Consider the following 18,733-nt stretch of genomic DNA (forward strand, 5'->3'; position numbering starts at 1 on the left):
TAAGAAACAAAAAAACACCCCGCAGCTCGGCGGGATGTTGCTGGTTGTTTTGGTTCTGCACAGGTGAACTAGGGGGCGTAATTCATCGCCATTTCGGCGGTGTTTTCGCCCGTATATTCGACAGAGGCCTCTTCAAACGTTGGAACAGAGGTCGCGCCCGCGCCATTGCTGTATCCCCAGCCTTCGAGTGGCACGGCGCCTTTCATTTCCATCTGACCGTTTTCGTTGGCGTCGTGGTGCAACATGATTGCATAGGTGCCTGGCTCAAGACCCTTAAGGGTGCCTGTAACGGTGCCTTCGGTAGCTGGAATTTTCACATAGCTCACCATTTTGGCGAACATGTTGCCCTCAAACGCGGTTTTGTCGTTGAATGCCAACACGTGGATCGCCCCACCTGATGCATCAACGTTGTTGATTGTAACCGGCATGTCGGCATAGGCCGCTGAGGCGCTAAGGACCGCAGCGATGAGGCTGCTAGTTAGAACTTTTGCATGTACCATAATCAATCTTTCTGAGTTGTAAGAGGGGAGCAGGTCAGAAACCGTAAGGATTTACACCAACCAATTGAGTGATATCGAAGTAGACGCCAAACAAACGCCAAGCCAAATCTTGAACGACATAATAGGTCCCTAGGCTGAACCACATCACAGTGACCGTCCAAAACAGCGGTGGGTTCTCCTGCACGTTTACGATGTCACCAATAAAGGCTTCGCCCGCGACAAAGGACGTATAAGACCACCATAGGAAGAGAGATCCCCAGATCCAGTAATGGCCGAACAGCGTTGCAAAAATCAGCGCAATCACAGTGAGCCACGTGATAGGGTGGTTCGTTAAGTGCTTCATATTATGTCCTTATTTCTTCAACATGGGCGCGATGGCCTTTTTGAACTTGTTGCCAAATGGGGCGCGCAGGGGTTTGAACGGTGAATCCATGTTGATCTGCTTGTAGACAGCTTTTTCGTGGCTAAAGAGTTTGAAGCCATGGTGCCCGTGATAAGATCCCATGCCCGATGGACCAACGCCGCCAAAGGGTAGGCTGTGCTGGGTGGAATGCATAATCGTGTCATTGATGCAGGCCCCGCCAGAGGTCGTGTTTTCCAGAACCGTTTCTTGGTCCTGCGCATCCGCGCTGAACACATACAATGCAAGCGGGCGTGGGCGCGCGTTTACAAAAGCGATGGCCTGATCCAGCGTGTCATAGGGAACAACGGGCAGGATTGGGCCAAAGATTTCGTCTGTCATCACATCTAGATCGGCGGACGGGTCAACGATGATAGTCGGGGCCATAACCTTTTCATTGATCGCGCTCAAATCCTCCCCAGCGGGGTTTACTTCGATCACTTCGGCACCGCTGTCGCGGGCCTGTGTGACGAGTGCTTTCAGGCGATCAAGTTGACGATCTGATACGATGTGGGTGTAGTCGGGGTTGTTTTGTAGCGTTTGATAGGCGGCTGCGATTTTACCCTGCACCGCGTCTACAAAGGCGCGTAGGTTTTCGCGCGGGACCAAGGCGTAATCTGGGGCCAAGCAAACTTGACCCGTATTAAATAACTTGCCTGCTGCGATCCGTGCCGCCGCTGTGTCCTGGTTGGCGTTGTCTGTGACAATGGCAGGGGATTTGCCGCCCAACTCCAACGTTACAGGGACAAGATTGTCAGCTGCTGCGTGCAGGATGTGTTTCCCGATCGAGGTCGCACCAGTGAATAGCAAGTGATCGAAAGGCAGCTTGGTAAAGGCTACCCCTGTTTCGACGCCACCAGTTATGACGACGGCCTCGTGCGGGGAAAAACTCTGCTCGATCAGGGTTTTCATTAGATTAGAGGTGGCCGGCGTGAATTCGGACGGTTTCAGCATAACAGAATTGCCGGCTGCAAACGCCTCGCCCATGGGGCCAATTGCAAGATAGATCGGAAAATTCCACGGCGCGACAATCCCGATCACACCAAGGGGCTGATATTCAATCCGTGCTTTGCCGCCAAACATGTTGAGCGGGAAATCGACCTTGGCTTTGGACGGCTTCATCCATTGTGCCAAATGGCTTTTGGCATGTTTCAGTTCTGTTAGAGTGCCGCCAATATCCGCGATCAGGGTCTCGGCCCTGCTGCGATTGCCAAAATCGGTCGAAATGGCATCTGCAAGCGCGTCTTTGTTGTCTGCGATCAGGTCGATCAGACGATTGATGCGGTCGATACGATCTTTCGCGGTGGGCACTTTCAAGGAATGCGCGCGCTGGGTTTCCAGAAGGGCCTGCATATCGGCTGCGAGGGTCGGGTCGTGATGAGTCATGAAATCATCTCCGTTGGTGTGGGGCAGGCGGGGTAACATGCGCCCCGCCCGTTGAATGTATGAGATTAAGTCGCTGCGCGAGACGTGTTCTGCACCAGGTTCTCGAATTGCTGTTTGTCGATACGGTAAAAGAACAGCGCGATAATCGAGAGCACGTAAACCACCATCGTCAACAAGGTATAGTTGTAGCCAAGGCCGCTGATAATTTCGGGGGTCAGGTTTGATTGGTCCGGCGCGGTTGGAAACCCGATCAGACCTAGAAATGCGCCTGAAATAGCCAGCCCACCCGCGGTACCCGCCTTAAGAACAAAGGTGATAGAGGCAGTAATGATACCTTCGTTTTGATATCCAGAGTGATGCAAACCCACTTCGACGACATCTGCGGTCATAGACGTCATCAGTGAAGTCGTTGCCACGATCAAACCGACCTGCAAAACACCATGGATCAGCAATGCATACAGTAGCATTTCTGTTCCATTGGCTGGAAACAAATCGAAATGACGCAAGAGATAAGGACCGACGCCGACGATTGTTGAAAGCACCGACAGCTTGATCGCAGCGGATTTCTTATTGTCGCGATTGGAAACGGTTTTAATCATAAGCCCTGCAGCCAGCGCTCCGATGAGGTTGGCGAACAAGATGTACACGATCTGATCGTTGCTGAGTTCCCAGTAAAAGCTCATCAAATAGGTCCACAGCGCGGCTCCAATGCCGGCCCCGATGGCAAAAACAGCTGAAGAAATGAAGATGGCGCGCAGGCTTGGCAGACTGGCCGCAGCAAGAAACTGGGTAAAGAAACCGCCTGCATTTCCGTGTTCTGCATGGGCAATCTGTTGCATTTTGCTCTGATACCGGTTGAGCCCCAGCGCAGACATGAGAATTGCAATGCCGATGATCACGGCTCCGAACAATCCAGCTTGTTGGTAACCGGCTTGGTTCAAGATGCCATATGGCATGATGTCGGTTGGCACCAACCACACAACATACATTGCGATGACCATGATCTGACCCGCGATCCATGTGGCTGACACTTTGTATCCTGCTAGCAGGGTTCGCCCATTGTAGCTTGAGGTTAGTTCAGGAACCATTGCGTTATGAGGCACATCATAGAGCGTCATTGCTAACCGCAACGCGATTGTTGTGCCCAGCAGGAACCAGAACAGTTCCATCTGAGACGCCAGCGAAGAGGGTGGATTCCAAATCAGCCAGAACAGCGCTGAAACGGGGATGAGCGCCAGATAGATAAACGGATGCCGCTTACCCATGCGAGATTTCCAGTTGTCTGAAATATATCCAACCAACGGATCCGAAACCGCATCAAAGACAAGCGCAATGGACAGGGCAAGGCCAACCATTTCAGCGGGCAATCCAATGACCAGATTGTAATAGATCAGCAGGAAAAAGCTGAGCCCGTTTGAAAATACGCCATTCGCGATACCGCCCAGCCCATAGGCAAGCTGCATAGAACCGGGCGTGCCGGAGTTTATGGTTGTCATTGGTGCCTCCCTTTGCCTGTGGACCCACTCGTTGGTGGGTTTGGTAAGCTTTAGTTAGTGAACGTTCACATTTGCTTGAAGTGAAGCACATTGCACATTAGTTGTCAAAGATGATTGTTTGTCTAATGTGACTAACAACTGGCCAATCGCGCAATGTCGTATAGAATGAAGAGGAGATTTTCGTGACTTTAGATACCCATATGCCGGATCAAGCCACTCAGATATTACCACCTGAGGCTTACACTTCGCAGGACTGGTTTGACCGAGAAATGAAGGAGTTGTTCGCCAAAACTTGGGGATTTGCGGGTGTTGTCGGCGATGTTCCGAATCCGGGTGATTACATGACCGCAACGGTTGGAACATTCACCTTACTTGTGATTCGGGGGTCTGACGGCGAATTGCGCGCCTTTCACAATATCTGCCGTCACCGAGGGACGGAATTGGTTGATCGGGGATGCGGAAACACTGGGAAAACCATCGTTTGCCCGTACCACCGCTGGACCTTTGGGTTGGATGGAGCATTGCGTGGTGTTCCGGATCAGAGAGAGTTGTTTCCAAACTTTGACAAAAAGGCAAACGGCCTGCATCGCGCCTCGATTGGAGAGTTCAAAGGCCTGGTTTTTGTTAGCCCTGAACCTGATCTGAACTTAGAAGATTGGCTGGGCACGATCCCCGAGGTTGTTTGGCCACATGACTTGAACAACCCGGAACTTGCGCGCGCGCAGGACGTCATTGTGTACGAAATGGAGTGCAACTGGAAAGTGTTCTTTGAGAATGCCATCGACGGTTATCATCTGGCCTATTTGCACGAGCATACATTGGGCGGTCCGCGTCCAGAAAAGAACGTGTGGGATACCCATGGGGATCATCAGGTTTGGTACTCAACCGAACATGAAAATATCAAAAGCCGCATCCCGCAATACGTGGCGGAACAGCTGCAAAAGATGAAGCTCAAACCGCTGCTGCATACCGGGGAACATGGCTATGGTGGTGTGTATGCGATGTTCCCGACCACGTTGGTTGTTACTTCGCCTTACTCATTTTCCTTGTCCATCATGTATCCCATTGCGCCAGGGAAAACTCGGCTTGAGGTGCACAGTTGGATGCCCAAGGGGCGTCTCAAGGCGATGGGCGGGCTGAAATATGTGCCGGGCTATGACAAAACCACGGGAACGGTAAAGTCGTCGCACTGGAAAAAACACCCCTTGGAAACCGGGGATTTCCAAACCGAAGATGTCTATGTCGTGGAAAAAATGCAGCGCGCGCTGATGTCGCCCAGATATTCGGTTGGGCAGTTGGCCAGCGGGGCAGGCGCCGAGTCTCCTTTGACTTATTTTCAACAGCGCGTGCGAAATTTTGTGCCAAAGGCTTAATCTACGCAGCGGCGTTGATATGATGTGCATAACCACCCCGTTCGGCGGGGTGGTTTTAGGCAACACTACGCCCCTAAATAATAAGAGACGCAAGTTGAGGGTGTCTGGTGCGCGCGATGGTGGGGAACACCACCGCGCACTAGAGAGGCGTCAGTGAGAGTGTGGCGCCGCCTCTCGTTGTTTGCAGATCTCGATAATCTCGCGTTTCTGGATTTTTCCAGTTGGCCCCTTGGGGAGGGTGTCCCAGATCTCGATCTCTTTGGGGATTTTGAAATTGGCGATCCGCCCACGACAGAATTCACGCAGTTCTTCTCCGGTCAGGTCTGAACCGTCGCTAAGCGTCACAGTGGCGTGGATCCGATCTCCCCATTTCGGATCAGGCAGGCCAAACACGCTGACCTCGTCCACTGCGTTGTGCTCTGCCAAACAGTTTTCGATCTCGACAGGGAAGATGTTGTATCCGCCTGATTTGATGCGAAATTTCGCACGATCCATCAGATAAATGAACCCTTGGGAATCGCGCGTGGCGATGTCGCCTGTGTACAACCAACCATCGCGCACTGTTTCCGAATACTTGACGTCCTGATTCCAATAACCGGGGATGACATAGGGTGTTTTGATCAACAATTCACCGGCTTCACCATCTGGTAATACGTTGCCCGCGTCATCGACAATTTTGACATCAACGAAATACAGCGGGCGTCCAGCACTGGAAAGACAATCATGGCCCCCGTTCAAAGCGAGATTGTGATCGGTTGCTGTCATCATCATAGACATGCCCATCAATTCAGTCGTGCCGTACATTTGTAAGAACGAACAGCCGAACGCTTGTACGGCGTCGCGAATGGTGGCAGGCGGAATGGGGGCAGATCCATATCCCAACTGACGCATAGATGAGACATTGTACTTTTCGATGAGACCTGAATTGAGCAGGCTATTCAGCATTGTCGGAACCAAGACGCAGATCGAGCATTGCTCTGCTTCGATCATCTGCAAGGCTCGTTCAGCGTCCCACTCTCCAATGATGGCGCATTTGGATCCGTGGAAAATGTTTCGCATTAAATGCATGATCGGAACGCCTGAGGCAGGCATGGCATGCAGGAATACATCGTCAGGGGTGGCGCCTTCGGCCAATGCGATCGCTGCCATCGACTCCATCATCAACTGATGAGGGTAGATGGCCCCTTTGGGCAGCCCGGTTGACCCGGTCGTGTAACAGATCATCAACCGTTCGTGCCGGGTTTGCTTGAACAATGTGTCAGTCGCCCCCTTGGCGATCATTGTTTCATAATCGCGCTCGAGTGAATGACCGGCCCCAATGCCAATTAGCCTGGGCTGGCGATCACTGTGCTGCAACGCACTGGTGGCAATCTCTGCCATTTCCGTCTGTACGAACAATTGATCGATACCGCTGTCATCTATCAGTGCCCCCAGCTCTGGTGGGGCAAGGCGGTAGTTTAACCCAACACGAACGGCCCCGACCTTGGCGCAAGCGCCGATGGTTTCAACCACCTCGATACAGTCTTTGAGGATGACGCCAATTCGGTCGCCTGGCTTAACACCAGAACGGCGCAACTCATGTGCAAGTGCGTCTGTCCGCTCATCCAGTGCACGCCAAGACACTCGACGGCTCATATCTACATAAGCTTCTCGGTCACCGTGGGTGCGGGCATTGCGGTTGATCAATTCACCAAGCGTTAGCATGGGCTTCATTCTCCTCCATCGCGGAACGAATATTAGTGAACGTTCGTTAATATGTCATCTCTTGGATACCCGCCTTTTGTCAATCCTCTTTTTAGGTCGGTCACTTAATCGGCGTCTGGTGGGGCTGGTTCTGACCCGCTGGACCGCTATGGTGACCGAGCACATAATGACAATCCCAGCCCGAGGTCCAAAGTGATCGAAATACGTGATTTGCAATTGCTAAGCGCCTTGGCGCGGCATCGCCATTTTGCCAAGGCCGCCGAAGAATGTGGTATCTCACAACCAGCATTTTCGATGCGCATCCGAAACCTTGAGGATCGTTTGGGCGTCTCTATTGTGCGTCGCGCCAATCGGTTTCAGGGGTTGACCGAAGAGGGCGAGATGATTGTCCGCCGTGCGCGCCGGATCTTGGATGATGCCAAAGCGTTGGAACAAGAGCTGTTGGCGACACGCGGCGAAATCTCAGGGACGTTGATCCTTGGTGTCATCCCAACAGCGCTGGCTTTTACTGGGCGCTTGATAAAGCGATTGCATGCCGCGCATCCCAAAATTGTAACGCGCATTGAGACCTTGTCGGCTTCAAGCATCCAGCAGAAATTAGACGAGGGTACGATTGATGCAGGCGTGACCTATGGAGATAGTATCGGCACTGATTTGCGCATGGTTCAACCACTTTACGAAGAGACCTATGTGTTGTTGGTGCCAGAACATATGACACCCGAAACGGGGCCAATCCCGTGGGCCCGGGTGGCAGACTTTCCGCTGTCTCTCTTGGAACCTCAAATGCAGAATCGCCGCATTTTGGACCGGATTTTTGCTGATCAGGGGCTGCACCCACAGGTGGTCGCAGAAACTAGTGGGTTTACTGCATCCATGGTCATGGCGCGCGAGGGGCTTGCTGCTGCGGTCGTACCGCGTGTTTTAGTGCGTGCGCTTGGTCATTTAGAGGGGACAAAGACCCTGCCATTGGTGGATCCTGTTGTAAGCAAACCGATTTGTTTGGCGACTTTGAACAGAGACCCGGAATTGCCTACAATAGACGCGTTAAGGCGCGTGGTGACGGCTTTGCGGTGATAAGTTGTCGTTATCGTGCAATTGCAAATAGCAATTTGACGATATGCAGCGCTGATGAGACATGGAGCGTCTCAATTCGGAGGGCACGATGGCACCATTGGATACCAAACCTTCAGGCGCAGACAAAGGCGTTTGGAAGTCAGGCAAAGGCAAGGGACGGCGCACGCCAAAAGGGCGTCAGTTTACAGATGAGGCGATGGCCGAGATCCACCGTTTGTTGGGCGATCGTCCCCGACGACGGGATCTGCTGATCGAATTCCTGCATCTCATTCAGGATGAGCACGGTCATCTGAGCGCGGATCACATCGCTGCTCTGGCCGTCGAGATGCGTGTCGGTCAGGCTGAAATCTATGAGGTTGCCACCTTCTATGCCCATTTCGACGTGGTGAAAGAGGAAGAGACCCCTCCACCCGCGTTGACCATCCGGGTTTGCGACTCTCTATCGTGTGAAATGGCCGGAGCCCAACAGCTGAAAGCCGCGTTGGAAGATGGTCTTGATGCCTCGCAGGTTCGTGTCCTGCGCGCCCCTTGCATGGGCCGTTGCGATACTGCACCGGTTCTGGAAATCGGCCATAATCATATCGACCATGCCACGCCAGAAAAGGTGCAGGCTGCCATAGCTGCCGATGACACCCATGCGCATGTGCCCGCGTATGAAGGGTTTGCCGCCTATTGCGACAACGGCGGATACGCCAAGTTGAAAGACTTGCGCGCTGATGGCGATTGGGAACAGGTTCAGGACGATATCCTGTCCTCGGGTCTGCGTGGTCTGGGTGGCGCTGGTTTCCCATCTGGCAAGAAATGGGGCTTTGTTCGTATGAACGAAGGACCGCGTTATCTGGCTGTGAACGGGGACGAAGGCGAACCCGGCACGTTCAAGGATCGCTACTATCTGGAACGCACCCCGCATGTCTTCCTCGAAGGGATGCTGATCGCCGCTTGGGCGGTTGAGGCGGAAACTTGCTTTATCTACATGCGCGACGAGTATCCTGCTGTGCTGGAAATTCTGCGGACCGAGATTGCCGCGCTGGAAACCGCTGGCATCGTAGAATCGGGTTATATTGATCTGCGTCGGGGGGCTGGTGCCTATATCTGCGGTGAAGAATCCGCGATGATCGAATCCATTGAGGGCAAAAAAGGTCTGCCGCGTCACCGTCCGCCCTTTGTGGCGCAGGTGGGTGTCTTCAATCGACCAACCCTCGTTCACAATGTGGAAACTCTCTACTGGGTCTCTAAGATTTGCCGCGAAGGTGGTGAGATCCTGAGCTCTGTTGAAAAGAATGGCCGTAAAGGTCTGCGCAGCTATTCGATTTCGGGGCGCGTTGCGAGCCCGGGTGTGTATTTGCTGGCCGCCGGTTCGACCATTCTTGACGTGATTGATGCGGCTGGGGGCATGGCTGAGGGTCATACCTTTAAGGCGTATCAACCGGGCGGGCCATCGTCGGGCCTTCTCCCCTCTAGCATCGATGATGTCCCGCTCGACTTTGACACTTTGCAGCCCTTGGGCACCTTTATCGGGTCTGCTGCGGTTGTTGTTCTGTCAGATCAGGACACTGCCCGGGATGCGGCGCTGAACATGCTGCGGTTTTTTGAGGACGAAAGCTGCGGCCAGTGTACGCCCTGCCGGACTGGGTGTGAAAAGGCGGTTAAGCTGATGCAGGCCGACAAATGGGATACCGATCTGCTTGAGGATCTGTGTCAGGTGATGGGCGATGCGTCCATCTGTGGTCTGGGGCAGGCGGCGCCAAACCCGATCCGCCTGGTCATGAAACACTTTGCTGACGAAATCTGAGGGAGACAGCCATGCTTGATGCGAGCGAAACCAAAACAGTCACCTTCAGCCTGAATGGCGAAGATGTCACCGTGTCCGAGGGCACGACAATCTGGGAAGCGGCCAATGGCCGTGGCCTGATCATCCCGCACTTGTGCCACAAGCCCCAACCAGGCTATCGCCCCGATGGCAACTGCCGCGCCTGTATGGTCGAGGTTGAAGGCGAGCGCACATTGGTCGCGTCCTGTGTGCGTCCCGCTGCCGAAGGAATGGTGGTCAAATCCGACTCTGAGCGGGCCGAGAAATCGCGCGCTATGGTGATGGAACTGCTGGTGGCCGACCAGCCGGAAGAGGCGCACGACAAATCCGCCCACTTCTGGGATATGGCTGAACTGAGCAACGTCTCTGAGAGCCGGTTTCCTGCCAAAGAAGTCGAACAGATCCCTCTGCTGGATGACAGCCACGTGGCGATGCGCGTCAATCTTGATGCATGCATCAACTGCAACTTGTGTGTTCGTGCTTGTCGCGAAGTACAGGTGAATGATGTGATCGGCATGTCCGGTCGTGGCCACACCGCGCAGGTAACATTTGACTTGGCCGACCCCATGGGGGCTTCGACCTGTGTGGCCTGTGGTGAATGTGTGCAGGCCTGTCCAACCGGCGCGCTGATGCCCGCCACTGTGTTGGATGACCGGCAACAGGGCGACAGCAAGGATTTCGATTCTGAGACAGAAAGCGTCTGCCCATTCTGCGGCGTGGGCTGCAAGGTCAGCCTCAAAGTCAAAGACGGTAAGGTCAAATACGTCGAGGGCATCAATGGCCCCGCCAATGAAGGCCGCTTGTGCGTTAAGGGCCGGTTTGGGTTCGACTATATTCACCACCCACACCGCCTGACCAAACCGCTGATCCGTCGCGACGATGCCCCTGCCAAAGGGCTGAACGTGGATCCTGGTAACATCGGCACCCATTTCCGCGAAGCTTCGTGGGAAGAGGCGATGGATCTGGCCGCGACCAAGTTGAAATCGCTGCGCGCTGGCGATCCGCGCTCGGTCGCTGGCTTTGGGTCTGCCAAATGTACCAATGAAGAGGCGTATCTGTTCCAGAAGTTCATCCGCCAAGGCTTCAAACACAACAACGTCGACCACTGCACCCGTTTGTGCCATGCGTCCTCGGTTGCGGCGCTGATTGAAAACGTTGGCTCGGGTGCGGTAACTGCAACTTTTAACGAGATTGAAAACGCAGATGTGGCGATCATCATCGGGTCCAACCCGATCGAAAACCACCCCGTTGCAGCGACCTATTTCAAGCAGTTCACCAAACGCGGTGGCAAGCTGATCGTGATGGACCCGCGTGGCGTTGGCATGCGCAAATTCGCGACAGAAATGCTGCAATTTCGCCCCGGCGCGGATGTTTCGATGCTGAATGCGATCATGCATGTGATCGTTGAAGAGGAACTGTACGACAGTCAATACATCCACCGCTGGACCGAAAACTGGGAAGCGGAAAAAGAACATTTGCGTGACTTCAGTCCCGAGAAAATGTCCAAAATCTGCGGCATTGAACCGGATCAGCTGCGCCGTGTTGCGCGTCTGTTTGCCGGTGCAAATGCGGGTCTGATTTTCTGGGGCATGGGCGTCAGCCAGCACATCCACGGCACGGATAACTCGCGTTGCCTGATCAGCCTTGCCTTGATGACCGGCAACGTTGGTAAACCTGGTGCGGGTCTGCACCCGCTGCGCGGTCAGAACAACGTGCAAGGCGCATCTGATGCAGGTCTGATTCCGATGTTCTTGCCCGATTATCAGTCGGTTATGGATGACGGAATTCGGGCCAAGTTCAATGACGTCTGGCAATCTGATGATTTCTCAAACGAGAAGGGTCTGACGGTTACCGAGATCATCGACCAAGCCTATGCGGGCAACATCAAGGGGATGTACATTCAGGGCGAAAACCCTGCGATGTCCGACCCGGATGCGGATCATGCGCGTGCTGCCTTGGCCAATCTCGATCTGATGATTGTTCAGGATATCTTCCTGACCGAAACAGCAAACTATGCTGACATTATCCTGCCCGCCTCGGCGCTGTACGAAAAGAATGGTACCGTCAGCAACACCAACCGTCAGGTGCAGCGTGTGCGTCCCGCCGTGACACCTCCGGGTGAGGCGCGCGAGGATTGGAAGATTACGGTCGAGCTGGCGCAGCGCATCGGTCTGAACTGGGATTACACGGATGTGAGCCAGGTCTTTAACGAGATGAAGCAGACGATGAAGTCGTTAGACAACATCACCTGGGATCGTCTGAAGACTGAAACCATCACCTATCCGTCCCTTAGCGAAACCGATCCCGGTCAGGCGATTGTGTTTGGCGATGGCTTCCCCCGTTCTGAGGGGCGCGCCCGGTTCACCCCGGCCAGCGTCATTCCGCCAGACGAAGCACCAGATGCCGAATACCCGATGATCGCCACCACTGGCCGTCAGCTGGAGCACTGGCATACGGGGTCGATGACACGCCGTTCACTGGTTCTGGATGCTGTTGAACCCGAGGCGAACTGCTCGCTAAACCCGCGCACTCTGAAATTGATGGGTGTCGAACCTGGCGATATGGTTCGTCTGACCACGCGGCGCGGTTCGATCGATATCATGGCGCGTGCCGACCGGGCCATTGCCGAAGACATGGTGTTCATCCCGTTCGCCTATGTTGAGGCCGCAGCGAACATTCTGACCAACTCGGCCATTGACCCCTATGGTAAGATCCCCGAGTTCAAATTCTCGGCGATCCGGGTTGATAAGATCACTGACGCTGTCGCAGCAGAATAATCTGAAAAACGGGCGGCCTTTTGGGTCGCCCGTTTCACTTTTGCACCAAACCGTTTGACGAAACGGCGCATATCTGATCCAAGCGCGCGCATCTGCCATGCTGCCTTGAGAACCGGGACATACACACCATGACCACCAACAACCGTATTGCGCTGTCCAGCGATCACGCTGCTATCGAACTCCGTCAGGCCGTTGCCGCACATGTTGCGTCGCTGGGTTGGGAAGTGGTCGATATCGGACCCACGAGCCTAGAAAGCACGCATTACCCCAAACACGGCGCAGCCGCAGCACAGTTGGTGGCCTCGGGCGATTGCCGTCTGGGTATTGTCCTGTGTGGCACCGGGCAGGGGATCATGATGGCCGCCAACAAGATCAAAGGCATTCGTTGCGGTGTATGTTCCGAGACGTTTTCCGCCAAAATGATCCGCCAGCATAACAACGCCAATATGCTGTCCATTGGCGCGCGTGTGGTTGGCGAAGGATTGGCGTTGGAAATCGCCGAGGCCTTTGTCAGCACCGAGTTTGAAGGTGGCCGTCACGCCACCCGCGTTGACATGATCGACGCGCTCGAAAACTGAACTAACACAGAGCAAGACAGCGGCGTGAAACCTGTTAGGCTGTGTGAAAACAGCCTTTTACGGAGTGTTCGATGCCGCGTCGTTTTGTTGATCTTTCTGTTCCGCTTGAGATGGGGATCGTCTCAGATCCGCCGATCATGCTGCCCGAGATCGAATATCTGAGCCACGACCAAACTGCCGAGCAGGTGATGTCGTTCTTTCCGGGGCTGAAACGCGAGGATCTGCCAGGGGGCGAAGGTTGGGCGGTTGAACGCCTGTCGATTGCGACTCACAACGGTACGCATCTGGACGCGCCCTATCACCACCATTCGACGATGAACAACGGTGAGCGTGCGATCACGATTGATGAGGTTCCACTGGAATGGTGCATGAACCCCGGTGTGAAACTGGATTTTCGCCATTTTGAAGATGGGTATGTGGTTACCGCAGCAGATGTCGAGGCCGAACTGGCGCGGATCGGGCATACCTTGCGACCATTGGATATTGTCGTGGTCAACACATCGGCGGGGGTCTGTTACGGACACCCCAATTACTTGATCAAAGGTTGCGGAATGGGGCGCGAGGCGACGCTCTATCTGACGGAACGCGGAGTTCGGGTCACCGGCACAGACGCGTGGAGCTGGGATGCGCCATTTCCATTGACCGCGCAAGCATACGCCGAAACGGGCGATGCCTCGATTATCTGGGAAGGGCACCGGGCGTCGATGGATATTGGCTACTGCCACATGGAAAAGCTCACAAACCTAGAAGATTTACCTGCGACAGGGTTCGAGATTTCCTGCTTCCCCTTCAAAATCAAAGGTGCATCAGCCGGGTTCACTCGCGCGGTCGCGATTTTTGAAGAGGAGTGATGTCACTCGGCCAGATGACGAGACATAAACCGCCCTACGTCGCCTTCGCTGGGACGTTGGCCGGTAAACACCTCGACATAATCGGGAATCCGGGCCAGGCGCTTAAATCGACTTTCCTGAAATTCCATTGATGAATGCCCGGTCTGGGCAAACAAAAGCGCACGGGTGCGCACTTCGGCTTCGGTTTCCGAATACCCAAAGTGGGTAAAAATGCCTTCGATGGCGATGCGACGCTGGGCATCGGCCTGATCCAAACGTTGTTGCAGCGAGGTATCTGTGCGGGCCCAATTGCGGATCGCCAGATCCAGACGGGAATCGAACAGATCGTCGTTCAACCAACAATCAAACAGATTGAATATCGCTTCGCAGATATTCTCGGCATATGCATCTATTCGCGTGATCAGGCCGTCGGTATTCTTGGCCTCCCACCGTTGGACCATGGCATCCAGCAGGGCTTCGCGATCCTTGAAGTGCCAATAAAAGCTGGGGCGCGACAAGCCAACCCGCTTTGCCAAGGGCATGATTTTTACGGCGTCGATACCTGCTTCGCACAAAAGATCGGATGCTGCATCCAGCCAGAGCGTTTCGGAACCACGTAATCGGGAAGGGGGGTGTTGCGTCATTCCAACGATTTAACAGGGCTCTGCGTCAGTCGCAAGAAAGGGGCAGGATGGATGGCGGGATCGCTCTGGTGACTCTGAAACCACGACATACTGCAATTCGACCTAGCGTCATCAACGGGTTGGGCTGGATTTGCGTCAGGGATCGGCCTTTGATTGAACTCGGGATCAGATGGAGGCTCCATGTTTATCAAGCTGCTTATCGCCAATCGGGGTGAAATTGGAATTCGGATCGCCCGAACGGCCGAGGCAATGGGGCTTGAGACAGTTGCGATCTTTGCTCCGGACGATGCCAAATCCTTGCATGTGAAACACGCAGACCAAGCCGTTGAGTTGCCGCAGATGGGCGTCGCGGGATATCTCGATATCGACGCTATCCTGAAAATCGCGCAAGAAACCGGATGCGATGCTATCCATCCCGGATACGGCTTTCTAAGCGAACGCGCCGACTTTGCGCGTGCCTGTGTGTCTGTTGGATTGACTTTTGTTGGACCAACTCCTGAAACACTTGAGACACAAGGGGATAAATGGGCGGCGCGGGCTTTGGCCGCGCAAGCCGGTGTACCAGTCCCTGCCGGGCAAGGGCCTTTGGGCTCGGTTGCTGAGGCTGAGCGGGTATTCCAAGAAATCGATGGGCCAGTTCTGCTAAAAGCACTGCAAGGTGGGGGCGGACGCGGCATGCGCATTGTGCGGGAAATTGATGACATCCCTGCCGCGTTTAGCCAATGTCAGGCCGAAGCTTTGGCTGCCTTTGGATCGGATGAGATTTACGCAGAACAATTGCTGCGCAATGTCCGGCATGTCGAAGTTCAAATACTCGGGGACGGTCAGTCAGTCACACACCTGTGGGAGCGGGATTGCTCGTTGCAACGACGCCACCAAAAAGTCATCGAAATTGCCCCGGCCCCGAACCTGCCTTCGGAAACGCGCGATCGACTTATATCATCGGCTCTCAAGATTGGCCGTGCCAGTCAGTTGCAAGGGCTTGCGACTGTTGAGTTCTTGGTGTCCGCAGATGGGCAGTATGTTTTTATCGAAACCAACCCGCGCATTCAGGTTGAACATACCGTGACCGAAGAGATCACCGGATTTGATCTGGTTGAGCTTCAGTTGCGTCTGGCCGCGGGTGAGACACTGGATCAGATCGACTCTGGCTTATGTGACCCTGCAGAACCGCGTGGGGTCAGCTTGCAAACGCGGGTGATTACCGACCGTCTCACCCCAGAGGGGATCATGCCCACCAGTGGCCAGATCAATGGGTTTCAAATGCCGTTTGGTCAGGGCGTGCGCGTCGAAACGCAGGGCTACGCGGGCTATACCACTCATCCGGGGTTTGATCCGCTATTGGTCAAAGTCGTTGTTCATGCGGCGCGGGGTGGCCTTCCTGCTGTTGTGCGCAAGGCAGAACGCGCTTTGTCCGAAATCGTGGTCACTGGCGTCGACACCAACCTCGATCTGATGCGTGGGCTTTTGCAGCGTCCTGAAATCGCTGTGTGGGATGTGTCGACCCGAACCTTGGACATGCTATTGCCCGACTTATCCGCCCCGGCTGACAGCAGGGCGTTTATTGAAACCGAAACAATCACGCACGCACCATCGATGCGTTCGATCCCAAAGGGACAGTGCTCAGTCGATGCACCAATGCAGGGAATCGTTAGAGAGATAGCCATCAAGGTCGGGGACCAATTTCAAGCAGGGCAAGAGCTTGCGATCATCGAAGCGATGAAAATGCAGCATGCTGTTGTCGCGACCGAGTCTGGTCAGGTCGAAGAGGTTTTTGATGCCGTGGGAGATCTAACCGCACAGGACCGTCCCATTCTGTCTTATTCTCCCAGACATGACAGTGGGACTGACGAAACTAAAGCTGTGATAAAGAACCCTGAATTTATTCGCCCAGACTTAGCCACGCTGCATGATCGTCTAGCGCTTACCTTGGATGCAGAGCGTCCAAAGGCTGTCGCGCGCCGCCAATCACGGGGGCAAGAGACGACGCGAGATAGCGTTTCCGCTTTGTGTGAGGGGGGGACGTTTCATGAATACGGCCAATTGGTTATAGCCGCTCAACGCCGCAAGCTTGGCGTTGAAGCCTTGCGCGAGATAAGCCCCGCAGATGGGATTGTAACTGGGTTGGGAAGTGTAAACGCCAAATCCTTTGGCGAAGCGTGTTCACAAGTCGCGATCTTGGCCTATGATTCAACGGTGATGGCGGGGACCCAAGGCGTGTTCGGACATCGAAAAACGGACCGCTTGTTGGACAAAGCTACTGAATTAAAGCTGGCCACCGTCTTTTTGACCGAAGGGGGCGGAGGGCGGCCCAATGATGATGATTTTGCTGGAACAATGCATTGCGCTCTGGACGTCAAAACCTTTTCTGACTTTGCCAAACTGCGGGGATGGGGGCCTAAGATCACAGTGAATTCGGGGTTTTGCTTTGCAGGCAACGCCGCCCTGTTTGGGGCGGGGGATATCCGCATTGCGACTCGCAACAGTTGGATCGGTCTCGGGGGCCCTGTCATGATCGAAGCCGGTGGCCTTGGAACGCATCATCCGCGAGAGGTTGGGCCGGCGCCCATGCAGGCGGAAATAGGGTTGGTTGATGTGCTGGTCGAGAGTGACGCCGATGCGATCGCAATCACGCGCAAGGTGCTGTCCTATTTTCAAGGCCGCGACAAAGAGTGGAGCGCCGAAGACGCGCGCATTTTGCGTCACCTGATCCCGGAAAATAGGCAACGCGCTTACGATGTCTGTCAGGTGATTACAGCCATGGCAGACAACGGCTCCTTTCTGGAGTTAGGGGAACAACATGCGCCAGGGCTCATCACTGGGTTTATGCGAATCCAAGGGTATCCGATGGCAGTGATGGCGAACAATTCCCTTCATCTCGGGGGCGCGCTAGACGCGCCCGCTTCGGCAAAAGGCGCGCGCTTCTTACGCTTGGCGGGGCGGTTTAACCTACCGGTGGTGTCTTTGTGTGACACGCCCGGATTTATGGTTGGGCCCGAAAGCGAAACCCAAGGGGCTGTTGGCGCTGCCTGTGAATTCATCGAGGCAGGCGCAACGCTGCGCAGCCCGATTTTGTTTGTCTGTTTGCGCAAAGGCTACGGTATTGGGGCGCAAGCCATGGCCGGGGGCAGTTTTGCTAACCCCAGTTTTACAATTTCTTGGCCAACCGGTGAATTCGGGGCCATGGGCCTCGAAGGAGGGGTGCGTTTGGGCTACAAACACGAGCTTGAGGCCCAACCCGATGACGAGGCGCGCGAGGCTTTGTTTAACAAACTGGTAAATCGCGCCTATGCCGAGGGTGGAGCGTTGAACGTAGCATCCTTCAATGAAATCGACGCCGTGATTGATCCTGCGGACACGCGCGACTGGATCGTCAAAGGGGTCGCCCTGCACCAGACACCGTAACGCAGTGCGTTTGCTTGTAATTTTCAGCCGCTGTAGTGCAGGATAAACCCGTTCAAACACAAACAAAGGTGACAGTGATGAGCGAGACGGCCCAGAGCGGACATGATGGTCCTTATGCCGCCCCGATTGAAGTCCGCGGACACGCGGTGAAACCGGAATGGATCGACTATAATGGCCATATGAATGTGGGATATTATGGCGTTGCCTTTGATCTCGCGCTCGAGGAAATGGTTGGCGATCATCTGGGTATTGGCGAAGTCTATGTAAATTCCGCTGGGGCAGGTCCCTACATGATCCAGTCTCATATTCAGTTCCAGCGCGAGCTGTTGGATGGGGATCGGTTCTATTTTCACTTTCGCCTTTTGGATCATGATCACAAGCGGTTGCACTATTTTGGACAGATGTTTGCAGAAAAGGACGATGTTCTTTGTGCGACCCAAGAAGGGATGATCATGAATGTCAGCCAGGCCACGGGACGTGGGGCAGATTACCCGGATTGGGTGGTGGCGCGCCTGGCTCAGATGTTGGCAGATCATAAGGCGTTGGACCCCGCCCCCCAAGTGGCGAATCCAATTGGCATTCGTCGTAAGATTTAAATTACGGCGTGCCGGCACCCTACGCATAAGGGGCGAACAAAAAGAAAGACGCCGACCCGGCGCTGATGCAGGGTCGGCGTTTTGTTATTTTGGACTTCGGTTTGGAGTGGCTTTGGGGTGCAAGTCGGTTGACTACCGAAGGGTGCACCCCAATGCCGGG

The 18,733-nt window shown here is 54.6% G+C and carries 14 protein-coding genes; 8 read left to right on the forward strand and 6 right to left on the reverse strand.

What is annotated here, in order from left to right; translation table 11 throughout:
• Window positions 1-68: 68 nt before the first annotated feature.
• The 4 genes from ABWV33_RS00230 to ABWV33_RS00245 all read right to left on the reverse strand — a co-directional run bounded on the left by ABWV33_RS00230 (window position 69) and on the right by ABWV33_RS00245 (window position 3,782).
• Window positions 69-500: a DUF2141 domain-containing protein gene (locus ABWV33_RS00230; RefSeq protein WP_164620278.1), complete on the reverse strand. Its 432-nt coding sequence runs from the start codon at window positions 498-500 to the stop codon at window positions 69-71.
• 34 nt (window positions 501-534) lie between these two features.
• Window positions 535-843, reverse strand: a complete 309-nt coding sequence (locus ABWV33_RS00235; protein ID WP_353328488.1) for a hypothetical protein — start codon at window positions 841-843, stop codon at window positions 535-537.
• 9 nt (window positions 844-852) lie between these two features.
• Window positions 853-2,286, reverse strand: a complete 1,434-nt coding sequence (locus ABWV33_RS00240) for a coniferyl aldehyde dehydrogenase (protein ID WP_353328490.1) — start codon at window positions 2,284-2,286, stop codon at window positions 853-855.
• Between the two features lie 65 nt (window positions 2,287-2,351).
• Window positions 2,352-3,782, reverse strand: a complete 1,431-nt coding sequence (locus tag ABWV33_RS00245) for an MFS transporter (protein ID WP_353328491.1) — start codon at window positions 3,780-3,782, stop codon at window positions 2,352-2,354.
• A gap of 182 nt (window positions 3,783-3,964) precedes the next feature.
• On the opposite strand from ABWV33_RS00245, the gene ABWV33_RS00250 reads away from it, so the two are divergent.
• The gene (locus ABWV33_RS00250; protein ID WP_353328493.1) at window positions 3,965-5,155 is read left to right on the forward strand and encodes an aromatic ring-hydroxylating oxygenase subunit alpha; all 1,191 of its coding nucleotides are present in this window, start codon (window positions 3,965-3,967) and stop codon (window positions 5,153-5,155) included.
• A gap of 150 nt (window positions 5,156-5,305) precedes the next feature.
• Here ABWV33_RS00250 and ABWV33_RS00255 read toward each other — a convergent pair whose 3' ends face one another.
• Window positions 5,306-6,859, reverse strand: coding sequence for a class I adenylate-forming enzyme family protein (locus tag ABWV33_RS00255; protein ID WP_353328495.1), 1,554 nt, complete (start codon window positions 6,857-6,859; stop codon window positions 5,306-5,308).
• A 192-nt stretch (window positions 6,860-7,051) separates the two neighbouring features.
• Between ABWV33_RS00255 and ABWV33_RS00260 the strand changes: the two genes are divergently transcribed.
• The 5 genes from ABWV33_RS00260 (at window position 7,052) to ABWV33_RS00280 (ending at window position 13,949) form a co-directional block, all read left to right on the forward strand.
• A complete protein-coding gene (locus ABWV33_RS00260) occupies window positions 7,052-7,933 on the forward strand; it encodes a LysR family transcriptional regulator (RefSeq protein ID WP_353328497.1) in 882 nt (293 codons plus the stop codon).
• Between the two features lie 88 nt (window positions 7,934-8,021).
• Complete coding sequence (locus tag ABWV33_RS00265; RefSeq protein WP_353328498.1) at window positions 8,022-9,725, forward strand: NAD(P)H-dependent oxidoreductase subunit E; 1,704 nt, start codon at window positions 8,022-8,024, stop codon at window positions 9,723-9,725.
• A gap of 11 nt (window positions 9,726-9,736) precedes the next feature.
• A complete protein-coding gene (gene fdhF / locus ABWV33_RS00270) occupies window positions 9,737-12,520 on the forward strand; it encodes a formate dehydrogenase subunit alpha (RefSeq protein WP_353328500.1) in 2,784 nt (927 codons plus the stop codon).
• Window positions 12,521-12,648: 128 nt separating this feature from the next.
• Window positions 12,649-13,098, forward strand: a complete 450-nt coding sequence (gene rpiB / locus ABWV33_RS00275) for a ribose 5-phosphate isomerase B (RefSeq protein WP_353328502.1) — start codon at window positions 12,649-12,651, stop codon at window positions 13,096-13,098.
• Window positions 13,099-13,169: 71 nt separating this feature from the next.
• Complete coding sequence (locus ABWV33_RS00280; RefSeq protein ID WP_353328504.1) at window positions 13,170-13,949, forward strand: cyclase family protein; 780 nt, start codon at window positions 13,170-13,172, stop codon at window positions 13,947-13,949.
• A 2-nt stretch (window positions 13,950-13,951) separates the two neighbouring features.
• Here the strand turns inward: ABWV33_RS00280 and ABWV33_RS00285 are convergent, their stop codons facing one another.
• Complete coding sequence (locus ABWV33_RS00285; protein ID WP_353328506.1) at window positions 13,952-14,572, reverse strand: TetR/AcrR family transcriptional regulator; 621 nt, start codon at window positions 14,570-14,572, stop codon at window positions 13,952-13,954.
• Window positions 14,573-14,752: 180 nt separating this feature from the next.
• Between ABWV33_RS00285 and ABWV33_RS00290 the strand changes: the two genes are divergently transcribed.
• Together ABWV33_RS00290 and ABWV33_RS00295 are read left to right on the forward strand one after the other, a co-directional pair.
• A complete protein-coding gene (locus ABWV33_RS00290) occupies window positions 14,753-17,977 on the forward strand; it encodes an acetyl-CoA carboxylase family protein (RefSeq protein ID WP_353328508.1) in 3,225 nt (1,074 codons plus the stop codon).
• Window positions 17,978-18,054: 77 nt separating this feature from the next.
• A complete protein-coding gene (locus ABWV33_RS00295) occupies window positions 18,055-18,573 on the forward strand; it encodes a thioesterase family protein (RefSeq protein ID WP_164620259.1) in 519 nt (172 codons plus the stop codon).
• Window positions 18,574-18,733 lie beyond the last annotated feature (160 nt).

The organism is Phaeobacter sp. NW0010-22 (genome assembly GCF_040365955.1).
Taxonomy (GTDB): domain Bacteria; phylum Pseudomonadota; class Alphaproteobacteria; order Rhodobacterales; family Rhodobacteraceae; genus OMPR01.

What these genes read in the sequence shown, in the direction of transcription:
- ABWV33_RS00290 (WP_353328508.1), top strand. Translation starts at nt 14,753, where the DNA reads ATGTTTATCAAGCTGCTTATCGCCAATCGGGGTGAAATTGGAATTCGG.
- ABWV33_RS00255 (WP_353328495.1), bottom strand. Translation starts at nt 6,859, where the DNA reads ATGCTAACGCTTGGTGAATTGATCAACCGCAATGCCCGCACCCACGGT.
- ABWV33_RS00240 (WP_353328490.1), bottom strand. Translation starts at nt 2,286, where the DNA reads ATGACTCATCACGACCCGACCCTCGCAGCCGATATGCAGGCCCTTCTG.
- ABWV33_RS00230 (WP_164620278.1), bottom strand. Translation starts at nt 500, where the DNA reads ATGGTACATGCAAAAGTTCTAACTAGCAGCCTCATCGCTGCGGTCCTT.
- ABWV33_RS00280 (WP_353328504.1), top strand. Translation starts at nt 13,170, where the DNA reads ATGCCGCGTCGTTTTGTTGATCTTTCTGTTCCGCTTGAGATGGGGATC.
- rpiB (WP_353328502.1), top strand. Translation starts at nt 12,649, where the DNA reads ATGACCACCAACAACCGTATTGCGCTGTCCAGCGATCACGCTGCTATC.
- ABWV33_RS00285 (WP_353328506.1), bottom strand. Translation starts at nt 14,572, where the DNA reads ATGACGCAACACCCCCCTTCCCGATTACGTGGTTCCGAAACGCTCTGG.
- ABWV33_RS00235 (WP_353328488.1), bottom strand. Translation starts at nt 843, where the DNA reads ATGAAGCACTTAACGAACCACCCTATCACGTGGCTCACTGTGATTGCG.
- ABWV33_RS00245 (WP_353328491.1), bottom strand. Translation starts at nt 3,782, where the DNA reads ATGACAACCATAAACTCCGGCACGCCCGGTTCTATGCAGCTTGCCTAT.
- ABWV33_RS00295 (WP_164620259.1), top strand. Translation starts at nt 18,055, where the DNA reads ATGAGCGAGACGGCCCAGAGCGGACATGATGGTCCTTATGCCGCCCCG.
- fdhF (WP_353328500.1), top strand. Translation starts at nt 9,737, where the DNA reads ATGCTTGATGCGAGCGAAACCAAAACAGTCACCTTCAGCCTGAATGGC.
- ABWV33_RS00265 (WP_353328498.1), top strand. Translation starts at nt 8,022, where the DNA reads ATGGCACCATTGGATACCAAACCTTCAGGCGCAGACAAAGGCGTTTGG.